This is a genomic window from Geodermatophilus sp. SYSU D00710, assembly GCF_054050195.1.
Genome location: NZ_JBJGYX010000100.1, coordinates 1 through 9,774 on the forward strand (window position 1 = coordinate 1; position 9,774 = coordinate 9,774).

A 9,774-nucleotide genomic window follows, 5' to 3' on the forward strand; every position below is an offset into this window, starting at 1 on the left:
GGTCACCTGGCGGTGACCGGGCCCCGTCGCGTCGTCGATCAGGCGTTCTCGGGGCGCTGGGCGGTCTGCTCGGTCTTCTCGAACGACGGCGACGCCGTCCCGGGGCCGATCGCCCCGGCCGCACCGGTGCCGCCCTCCACCGCCTGCTGGCCGGTGCCGCTCCCGCCCATGGCCGCGCGGATCTGCTCCAGCCGCGACGCGCCGGCGACGTCGAGGGTGGCCTTCTGCACCTCGAGCATGCGGCCCTCGACCGAGGTCTGCGCCAGCTCGGCCTGGCCGAGGGCGTTGGCGTAGCGCGCCTCGATCTTGTCGCGGACCTCGGCCAGGCTCGGGGTGTTGCCCGGTGCCGAGAGCTCGTTGACCTGCCGCATCGAGGCGGCCACGTGCTCCTGCATCTTGGCCTGCTCGAGCTGGCTCATCAGCTTGGTGCGCTCGGCCAGCGTCGTCTGCAGCCGCATCCGGCTCTGCTCCACCGCGCCGCGCGCCTGCTCGGCGGCCTGCAGCGCCTCGTCGTGGCTGCGCTTGAGGTCCTCCATCGCCTGTTCGGCGGCCACCAGCTGGGTGGCGAAGGCCTGGGCGGCGTTCTCGTACTCGGCGCCCTTGGCGGCGTCCCCCTTGGCGCGGGACTGGTCGGCGAGGACCAGCGCCTGGCGGGCCGAGGCCTGCAGCTTCTCGACCTCGCCGAGCTGGCGGTTCAGGCGCATCTCCAGCTGGCGCTGGTTGCCCAGCACGGCGGCGGCCTGGTTGGCCAGCGCCTGGTGCCGCTGCTGCTCGGCCTCGATCGCCTGCTGGATCTGGATCTTCGGGTCGGCGCGCTGGTCGATCTGCGCGTTGGCCGACGCCGTCAGGTACCGCCACAGCTTGACGATCGGGTTGGGCATGGCGAGCTCCTCCTGGTCCGGCGCGGTCCGGCGCCGCCTCTGGCATACCGACCGCCGCGGTCCGCGGCGGTCCTCCCGCTCATCGTCCCAGCAGGACCGGTGCCCTAGCCAACAGGGACGTCCCCCGTCCTCCCTCCGGGGATCCCCGGGTGCCCGCGGTCCGGGGGCCCTATGGTCGGGCGATGGACCGCGACGTCCCCGGCCGCACCGGCCCCGTGCTCACCGTGCTCGGCGAGCTCGTCGTCGACCTGCTGCCCGTCCCCGACGCCGATGCCGGCCCCGAGGGCACCGCACCGCACTACGTGGCCCGGCCCGGCGGCAACGCGCTCAACGTGGCGGTCGCGGCGGGCCGGCTGGGCACCCGGGTCGCGCTGCTGGCCCGCCTGGGCACCGGCCCGATGGCGCCCGCGCTGCGCCGGCACGCCGAGCTCTCGGGCGTCGACGTCTCGGGGTTCGTGACGGCGGGCGAGCCGGTCAGCCTCGCCGTCGTCGGCCTGGGCCCCGACGGCTCCGCCGACTACGGCTTCCACGTGCAGGGCGCGGCCGACTGGCAGTGGACCGACGAGGAGCTGGCCGCGGTGCTGCCGGAGGGGACGGCGCTGCTCCACGTCGGCTCGATCTCCTCGTGGACGCCGCCGGGTGGCGACGCGATCGCCCGGCTGGCCGAGCGGCTGTCCGGCACCGCGCTGGTCAGCGTCGACCCCAACGTGCGGCCGATGCTGGCCGGCGGCCCGGTCGGCGCGGCCCTGGGCAACGACCCCGAGTCGGTGCGGTCGCGACTGGACCGGCTGGTCGCCGTCGCCGACCTGGTCAAGGTCAGCGCCGAGGACCTCGCCTGGCTCGAGCCGGACGCGACCGACCTCGACGACGCCGCGCAGCGGTGGGCGGCGCGCGGCCCGGCGCTGGTGCTGCTCACCGACGGCGGCGCGCCGCTGCGGATCGCCCGCCCCGGCCGCCCGCTGCTGCACCGCGCCCCGCCGCGGGTGACCGTGGTCGACACGGTGGGTGCCGGCGACTCGCTCGCCGCCGGACTGTTCTCCGGGCTGCTCGCCGCCGGCGTGACCGGCCGGGCGGCGCTGGAGGCCCTCCCCGACGACGACCTGCTGGCCCTGGTCGACGACGCCGCGCTGGTCGCCGCCCTCAACTGCACGCGGGTGGGCGCCGACCCGCCGACCGCCGCCGAGCTGGCCGCGGCCCGGCAGCAGCGTCCCGCCGGGATCGCCTAGCGGGCCACCAGCCAGGCGGCGGTGTCCGGCAGGAGGTCCGCGCCGCCCCCCGCGCTGGCGAGCAGCACCTCGCCCAGCCCGGCCAGCGGCACCGGCCGGGCGGACAGGTTGACCACGCAGCGCAGCGCCGGCCCCCTGTCGAAGGCCAGGACGTCGTCGCCGAGGTCCAGCCAGCTCAGCGGCTCCTCCCCCAGCCGCTCCCGCCGCAGCCGCAGGGCCGCCCGGTACAGCGACAGCGTCGAGGACGGGTCCGCGGACTGCGCCTCGACCGTCAGCGACCGCCACGACGGCGGCTGGGGCAGCCACGGGGCCACGCCGTCGGGCGCGAAGCCGAACGGCGGCCGGTCGCCCGACCACGGCAGCGGCACCCGGCAGCCGTCCCGGCCGCGCGCGGTGCGCCCGGAGCGTTCCCAGGTGGGGTCCTGCAGGGCCTCCTCGGGCAGGTCCTCGACCTCGGGCAGGCCGAGCTCCTCCCCCTGGTACAGGTACGCGCCGCCGGGCAGCGCCAGCGTCAGCAGCGCCGCGGCGCGGGCCCGGCGCAGCCCGAGTCCGAGGTCGGTGGGCGCGGCGTCGTCGAAGCCCATGACGGCCGCGCCGCTGCGGGCCCGGCCGAAGCGGGTGACGTGGCGGGTCTCGTCGTGGCTGGACAGCACCCACGTGGCCGGCGCCCCGACCGGGGCGAGGGCGGCCAGCGTGCCGTCGACCACCGCCCGCAGCGCGCCGGCGTCCCACGGGGCCTTGAGGTAGTCGAAGTTGAAGGTGGTGTGCAGCTCGTCGGGGCGGACGTAGCGGGCCAGCCGCTCGGGCCCGTTGACCACGGCCTCGGAGACGAACAGCCGGTCACCGTCGTAGGTGTCGCCGATGCGGCGCCACCGGCGGAAGATCTCGTGCACCGCGTCGACGTCCCAGTGCGGGTTGTCCACCCACTCGCTGCTGGCGAAGGCCGCGCCGGGCCCGTGCCCGGCGTCGGGCAGCTCGGGCACCTTGGCCATCGCCGGCGCGGCGTCGACGCGGATGCCGTCCACCCCGCGGTCGAGCCAGAAGCGCACGATCCCGTCGAACTCCTCGCGGACGTCCGGCGATCCCCAGTCGAGGTCGGGCTGCTCGGGGGCGAACAGGTGCAGGTACCACTGGCCCGGCCGGCCGTCGGGCCCGCGCACCCGGGTCCACGCCGAGCCGCCGAACGCGCTGATCCAGTCGTTGGGCGGCTCGTCCCCACCGGCCCGGCCGTCGCGGAAGAAGTAGCGCGTCCGCTCCGGGGACCCGGGGCCGGCGGCCAGCGCCGCGCGGAACCACGGGTGCTCGGACGAGGTGTGGTTGGCGACCAGGTCGACGACCAGCCGCAGCCCGAGGGCGTGCGCGTCGGCGAGCAGCGCGTCGACGTCGGCCAGCGTGCCGAACCGCGGGTCGACGTCGCGGTAGTCGGCGACGTCGTACCCGCCGTCGGCCATCGGCGACGGGTACCAGGGCGTGATCCACAGGGCGTCGACGCCGAGGTCGGCGAGGTGGGGCAGCCGGTCCCGCAGGCCGCCGACGTCGCCCAGCCCGTCGCCGTTGCCGTCGGCGTAGCTGCGCAGGTAGACCTCGTAGACCACCGCCGTCCGCCACCAGGGACGGCGGTGGTCCACGGCCGGCGTGGTTACGCCGCTCCGGACCGGTGTGCCCCGGACGACCCGGTGGACCCGGACGACTCGGAGATCACGCTGGAGCCGACGGTCTGCCCGGTGGCCTGCGCCTCCTGCACCTGCTCCACCCGGTCCTCTGTGGCCATCTGGGTGAGCCGGGCGCCGGCCTCCGCGTCGCGGGTGAGGTTCTCGCCGGTCTGCGGGTCGAAGACGTGGACCTTCCGGCTGTCGAGCCAGAACTCCGCCTCCCGGCCCTCACGGATCCGGCTGGTCGAGTCGATGGACACGATCGCCTGGGTGCGCAGCTCCTCGGAGTCGAGCTCTTTGGACAGGGCCCGCAGCTGGTTGGTGACCACCTCGGGCGCCTCGTAGGGGATGTAGGCGTACTGCGAGTCACCCAGCCACTCGGTGACGTCGACCCGGGCGCGGAACACCGACCCGAGCGGCCGCTTGACCTCGTCGACCAGCGACGCGTCCTCGAAGTACTCCGGCCGGATGCCCACCAGCAGCAGCTCCCGGCCCCGCACCGCGGCGACCCGCTGCTCGTCGAGGCGGATCGACCCGAACGGCGTCGTCAGGCTGTCGCCCTCGAGCGTCGCGGGCAGGAAGTTCATCGGCGGGGAGCCGATGAACCCTGCGACGAAGAGGTTGACCGGCTGCTCGTACAGCTCCCGCGGCGAGGCGACCTGCTGGATCTTCCCCTTGCGCAGGACGCACACCCGGTCGCCCAGCGTCATCGCCTCGGTCTGGTCGTGGGTGACGTAGACGGTCGTGATGCCCAGCCGGCGCTGCAGCCGGCTGATCTCCGTGCGCATCTGGCCGCGCAGCTTGGCGTCGAGGTTGGACAGCGGCTCGTCGAACAGGAACGCCTCGGCCTGGCGCACGATCGCCCGCCCCATCGCGACGCGCTGCCGCTGGCCACCGGAGAGGTTGGCCGGCTTGCGCTCGAGGTGCTCGCGCAGCTCGAGCACGTCGGCCGCCTCGTTCACCCGGCGCCGGACCTCGTCGTCGGGCGTCTTGGACAGCCGGAGCGGGAAGGCGATGTTCTCGAACACCGTCATGTGCGGGTAGAGCGCGTAGTTCTGGAAGACCATGGACAGGTTGCGCTCGCGCGGCGCGAGGTCGTTGACCCGCTTGCCGCCGATGACCATGTCGCCGCTGGTGATGTCCTCCAGCCCGACGATCATCCGCAGCAGCGTGGACTTCCCGCAGCCGGACGGGCCGACGAGGATCATGAACTCGCCGTCGGCGATGTCCAGGCTGACGTCGTTCACGGCCGGGTAGCCGTCCCCGTACTGCTTGACGATGTTCCGCATCTCGATGGAGGCCATCAGTTCTCGTCCCCTCGGTGGGTCGGCGGGATGGTGGGCACGGCCGGGTCAGCCCTTGACCGCGCCGTTGGTGAGGCCGGCGACGATGCGCCGCTGGAACAGCAGGACCAGGACGACGACGGGGATGGTGACGATGACCGCCGCCGCGGCGATGGCCCCGGTCGGGTCCTGGAACTGGGAGGCCCCGGAGAAGAGACCGAGCGCGGCGGGGACGGGGCGCGCGTTGCTGGTCGAGGTCAGCGAGATGCCGTACGCGAAGTCGTTCCAGGCGATGAAGAACGCGATGATCGCCGTGGTGAAGACGCCGGGCGCCGCCAGCGGGACGATCACCTTGCGGAACGCCTGCCACGTCGTCGCGCCGTCGACCTGGGCCGCCTGCTCCATCTCCCACGGGATCTCGCGGAAGAACGCGGACATCGTCCAGATGGAGATCGGCAGGGTGAGGGACAGGTACGGGATGATCAGCCCCGGCCAGGTGTCGTACAGCCCGATCTGCCGCCACAGGTTGAACAGCGGCGTGACGATCGAGATGACCGGGAAGATCGCCACCGCGAGCGCGGTACCGAGGATCAGCCTCTTCCCGGGGAAGTCCAGCCGGGCGATGGCGTACGCGGCGAACATCGAGAGGATGCAGGAGATCGCGGTGGCGATCAGGCAGATCCCGAAGCTGTTGCGCAGCGCCGGCAGGAACAGGTCACTGGCTGAGCCGGTGAGGATCGTCGAGTAGTTCTCCCACGTCCAGGCCGACGGCAGGAACGACTTGTTCGCGAGGTCCGCCGTGGTCTTGAAGGAGAGCGAGACGATCCAGGCGATCGGGAACAGGCAGTAGAGGACGATCAGGACGCCGCCGATCCACCACCAGGTCTTCTCCTTGGTCGACATCAGCGCTCCCCTCGTGCCTGGGCCAGGTCGACCCGGAATCCCTTGATGAAGCTGAAGGCGATGAGCACCACCGACAGGAAGAGCAGCACGGAGACGGCCGAGCCCAGGCCGATCTCCACCCGGGAGATCGTCTGCCGGTAGGCGAGGAACGACACCGACTCGGTGTTGTTCGCACCCGCGGTCATGATGAAGATGCTGTCGAAGATCCGGAACGCGTCGAGAGTCCGGAACAGCAGCGCCACCATGATCGCGGCCTTCATGTTGGGGATGGTCACCCGCCACATCCGCTGCCACCAGGTGGCGCCGTCGACCTTGGCCGCCTCCTGCAGCACGTCGGGCACCTGGGCCAGACCGGCCAGGAGCAGCAGCGAGATGAACGGGGTCGTCTTCCAGATCTCGGCCAGGCAGATCACGAAGAGCGAGGAGGCCTGGCCACCGAACCAGTCGGTGGTGTCGCTGACGCCCGGCAGCCAGGCGAACCAGCCGTTGACGAAGCCGGTGTCGATCCGGAAGGCGAACTGCCAGGCGAAGGCGGACACGACCGTGATCACCGCGTAGGGGATCAGGATGGCTGCCCGGACCACCGGGCGGATCGACGAGAGGGCCTTGGCCATGACCAGCGCCAGAGCGAACCCGAGGACCAGCTCGACGGCCACCGTGACCACCGTGATGATCACGGTGACGAGGATGGCCTGCCACCACACGCTGTCGGTGAGGATCACCCAGTAGTTGGAGAGGCCCTCGAAGGTCCGGTTGTCCGGGTCGGTCAGCCGGTAGTTGAACAGCGAGTAGTAGACCGCCTGGACGATCGGGTAGGCGGTCACCAGGAGCATGACCACGAAGGCCGGCCCCGCGAGCAGCCAGCCGAGCTTGCGCTCAGCCCGTGACCGGTCGCTGATCGACCCGCGCGGCGCCGAGACCGGCTGGGTCTTCTCCGTGGGTGGGAGCGTCGTCTGTGTCATAGCAGCTGCTCTCCTGACAGGACGGCCCGGGTGAGCGTCTCCGTGCGCTCACCAGTCTGGTCGTTGACCGAGCCCGGCGGGTGGAACTCCCGCAGGAAGCACCCGAGGACCTCGCTGTAGTAGGCCGTCAGCGGGCGGGAGGCAGCCAGCTCCAGGGACTCGCGGATGGTGTCGGCCATGGGATAGGCCTCCTGCACCTCGGGGTCGTCGTACACCGCGATCGACGACGCCGGGTTGCCGTTGGTCACCATGTACTCGGCCTGGTTGTCGTCCTGGACGATGCAGGTGACCGCCTCGTAGGCGAGGTCGGGGTACCGGCTGAACGCCGACACGGCGATGTCGATCCCGCCGAGGGGAGGCGCGCTCGGCGTCCCCTCGTCGACCGCGGGGTACAGCGCCCAGCCGTAGTCGTCGGGCACCGACTGGTCCAGGGTGCCGGCTTCGACCTTGCTCAGCGCCTGGGCGTAGACGAACGGCCAGTTCACCATGAAGCCGGCGTCGTCGCTCTCGAACTCGGTCGCGCTGGTGTCCTCGCTGGCCGTGGTGAAGCCGGCGCCGACCGCGGAGGAGTTGGCGACGGCCGCCATCACCTCCGAGGCGCGGTCCGCCTCGGGGGTGGCCAGACCGAACTCGATGTCGTCGGGGGTCTCCCCGCTCTCCACGATGTACTGGCCACCGGCGGACTCGAGGAGCGCGTTGAACCACACCATCAGGGACTCCGACCGCCTGCCCTGGGCGCTGAGCAGCTTGTCCTGACCTTCGGCGGCCTCGATCAGCTGGTCCCAGGTGACCGGCTGGCTCATGTCGAGCCCCGCCGCCTCCGCGACCGACTTCCGGTACCAGAGGAGCTGGGTGTTGGACCAGAAGGGGACCGCGACGAGCTCGTCGTTCCAGGTGGCGGAGTCCAGCGCCCCCTGGAAGACCCCCTCGCTGACCTCCTGCGCGACGTCCTCCGGTACGGGAGCGAGGAAGCCCGCCTGGGCGAACTCCGGCGGGAAGACGACGTCCAGGCTCATGAGGTCGATCGACTCGTCGTTGGCCGCGAGCCGGCGGATCAGCTGTTCCCGCTGGGCGGGCGAGTCGCGGGGTAGCTGGGCCACCTCGATCCGGTAGGCCCCGTTCGACTCCTCGGAGCAGCGCTCGGCGATGGTCGCCTGCCCCCCGGAGTCGGGGTTGATGTACCAGGTCAGCGTCGGGGTGCTGCCGCCCTCACCGCCGCCGCAGGCGGCCAGCGTGGAGGCGAGGACGAACGCGCTCGCCGCGCCCCCCAGGGCCCGCCGCGGCCGTCTGCGCCGGCTCCACGTTGACCCCCCGCCCCCGGGCTGCTGGATCTGCCCTCTTCCGATGGACAAGACTCATCGCCTCCGTTTCGGCGAACACCGACGATCACCGGTGGTCGTAACCGTGGCCCAGGCCACACACCTGCGCAACCCGGCTGTGTCGGCGTCGTGACCAGCGGCGCGGGGTCCCATCAGGGACGGGTGGCGATCACCGAGGGTGTGGTCAGCTCCGGGGGCATCGACGGGAGGACGGTGCTGACGTAGGAGCGCGCCGCCTGCGTCGTCCCGACGTCGCGGCCCTCCTGCTCGGACAGGAACCACCGGTGCTCGAGCACCTCGTGGAAGACCTCGGCCGGCGCCAGGCGGCCGGCCAGCTCGGGCGGGATCGCGTCGATCACGGGCCGGTAGACCTCGGCCAGCCAGCGCGGCCCGGCCGCCGTCTCCGAGACCGGCGCGCCCTCCTTCTGCTCCATCCAGGCACGGAAGGAGCGCAGGTCGTTGAGCAGACGCCGGGCCTGGTTCTCCTCCACCTCCAGGCCGGTGAGGCGGAACAGCTCCCGGCGGTGCTGGCCGGGCGCGGAGACCCGGGTGTCGACCCGCAGGCGGGCGCCCTCGTCGGAGGTGACCAGCTCCACCTCGCCGACGTCGAACCCGAGGTCGTTGAGCCGTCGCAGGCGCTCGGCCACGCGGTAGCGCTGCTCGTCGGCCTGGAAGAGCTCCTCGCGGGTGATCTCGTCCCACAGGGACGCGTAGCGCACCGGCAGGCTGTCGGCCACCTCGATGGGGTCGACGCCGTCGGGCAGCAGGTCGCCGTACTGCAGGTCGAGCAGCTCGGCGCCGACCCGCTCGCGGGCCAGGTCGAGGTCATAGTGCCGCTGGCCGCGGCTGAGCGAGGGGTGCCGCTCGGCGGTCTCGGCGTCGACGAGGAACGCGGCCAGCGCGCCGGCGTCGAGGCGGAACAGGGTGTTCGACAGCGAGCAGTCGCCCCAGAAGATGCCCGCCAGGTGCAGCCGCACGAGCAGCACGACGAGGGTGTCCATGAGCTGGTCCACCGACTGGCGGGCACTGGGCCGCGAGAACAGGTAGCGGTAGGACATCGAGTACTCGAGGTACCGGGTGACGAGGATGGCGTCCTGCCCGTTCGGGCGGTCCACGCAGATGCCCAGGACCGAGACAGACGGCAGGCCCTCCTCCTCGAACTCGCCGAGCAGCGCGTACTCGTGGCGGGCCAGGTGCTCGGAGATCTCCTTGAGGGCGAACACCTTCCCCTGCGCGGCGACGAAGCGCACGACGTGCCGCGAGATGCCCCGCTGCGGCACCTCGAGCAGCAGCTCGGGGTCCCACTCCTCGAGGGGCTGGTGCCACGGCAGCGTCAGCAGCTCCGCGCCGTCGGTCCCGGGAGGACGGAAGAGGTACCGCACCGCGACCTCCGTTGCTGGCCGGCAGCGGACCGCCCGGGCACGGGCGGTCCCGGGGACCACCCTGCCACGGACCGGGGGGGGGGGGGGGGGGGGGGGGGGGGGGGGGGGGGGGGGGGGGGGGGGGGGGGGGGGGGGGGGGGGGGGGGGGGGGGGGGGGGGGGGGGGG

At 72.7% G+C, this 9,774-nt stretch carries 8 protein-coding genes; 1 reads left to right on the forward strand and 7 read right to left on the reverse strand.

Translation table 11 applies throughout. The annotated features are described in order from the left end of the window. Window positions 1-38: 38 nt before the first annotated feature. Window positions 39-881 (reverse strand): PspA/IM30 family protein, encoded by an 843-nt coding sequence (locus ACI78U_RS24305; RefSeq protein WP_456878017.1) that lies wholly within the window; start codon window positions 879-881, stop codon window positions 39-41. A gap of 182 nt (window positions 882-1,063) precedes the next feature. Here ACI78U_RS24305 and ACI78U_RS24310 point away from each other — a divergent pair, with 182 nt between their 5' ends. Beyond that, on the forward strand, window positions 1,064-2,107 hold the full coding sequence (locus ACI78U_RS24310) for a PfkB family carbohydrate kinase (RefSeq protein WP_456878018.1): 1,044 nt from the start codon (window positions 1,064-1,066) through the stop codon (window positions 2,105-2,107). Here the strand turns inward: ACI78U_RS24310 and ACI78U_RS24315 are convergent. The 6 genes from ACI78U_RS24315 to ACI78U_RS24340 form a co-directional block, all read right to left on the reverse strand. After that, window positions 2,104-3,735, reverse strand: coding sequence for a glycoside hydrolase family 13 protein (locus tag ACI78U_RS24315; protein ID WP_456878019.1), 1,632 nt, complete (start codon window positions 3,733-3,735; stop codon window positions 2,104-2,106). The genes ACI78U_RS24310 and ACI78U_RS24315 overlap by 4 nt on opposite strands. A gap of 11 nt (window positions 3,736-3,746) precedes the next feature. Next, window positions 3,747-5,063, reverse strand: coding sequence for an ABC transporter ATP-binding protein (locus tag ACI78U_RS24320; RefSeq protein WP_456878020.1), 1,317 nt, complete (start codon window positions 5,061-5,063; stop codon window positions 3,747-3,749). A 48-nt stretch (window positions 5,064-5,111) separates the two neighbouring features. Further along, on the reverse strand, window positions 5,112-5,945 hold the full coding sequence (locus ACI78U_RS24325) for a carbohydrate ABC transporter permease (protein WP_456878021.1): 834 nt from the start codon (window positions 5,943-5,945) through the stop codon (window positions 5,112-5,114). Then, window positions 5,945-6,907: a carbohydrate ABC transporter permease gene (locus ACI78U_RS24330; protein ID WP_456878022.1), complete on the reverse strand. Its 963-nt coding sequence runs from the start codon at window positions 6,905-6,907 to the stop codon at window positions 5,945-5,947. The genes ACI78U_RS24325 and ACI78U_RS24330 overlap by 1 nt, the downstream gene beginning before the upstream one ends. Continuing rightward, window positions 6,904-8,259, reverse strand: a complete 1,356-nt coding sequence (locus ACI78U_RS24335) for an extracellular solute-binding protein (protein WP_456878023.1) — start codon at window positions 8,257-8,259, stop codon at window positions 6,904-6,906. The genes ACI78U_RS24330 and ACI78U_RS24335 overlap by 4 nt, the downstream gene beginning before the upstream one ends. A 119-nt stretch (window positions 8,260-8,378) precedes the next feature. Further along, on the reverse strand, window positions 8,379-9,608 hold the full coding sequence (locus ACI78U_RS24340) for a DUF4032 domain-containing protein (RefSeq protein WP_456878024.1): 1,230 nt from the start codon (window positions 9,606-9,608) through the stop codon (window positions 8,379-8,381). Between the last annotated feature and the right edge of the window lie 166 nt (window positions 9,609-9,774).

Coding starts and splice junctions, on each gene's coding strand:
- ACI78U_RS24310 (WP_456878018.1), top strand. CDS start 1,064: ATGGACCGCGACGTCCCCGGCCGCACCGGCCCCGTGCTCACCGTGCTC.
- ACI78U_RS24330 (WP_456878022.1), bottom strand. CDS start 6,907: ATGACACAGACGACGCTCCCACCCACGGAGAAGACCCAGCCGGTCTCG.
- ACI78U_RS24325 (WP_456878021.1), bottom strand. CDS start 5,945: ATGTCGACCAAGGAGAAGACCTGGTGGTGGATCGGCGGCGTCCTGATC.
- ACI78U_RS24320 (WP_456878020.1), bottom strand. CDS start 5,063: ATGGCCTCCATCGAGATGCGGAACATCGTCAAGCAGTACGGGGACGGC.
- ACI78U_RS24305 (WP_456878017.1), bottom strand. CDS start 881: ATGCCCAACCCGATCGTCAAGCTGTGGCGGTACCTGACGGCGTCGGCC.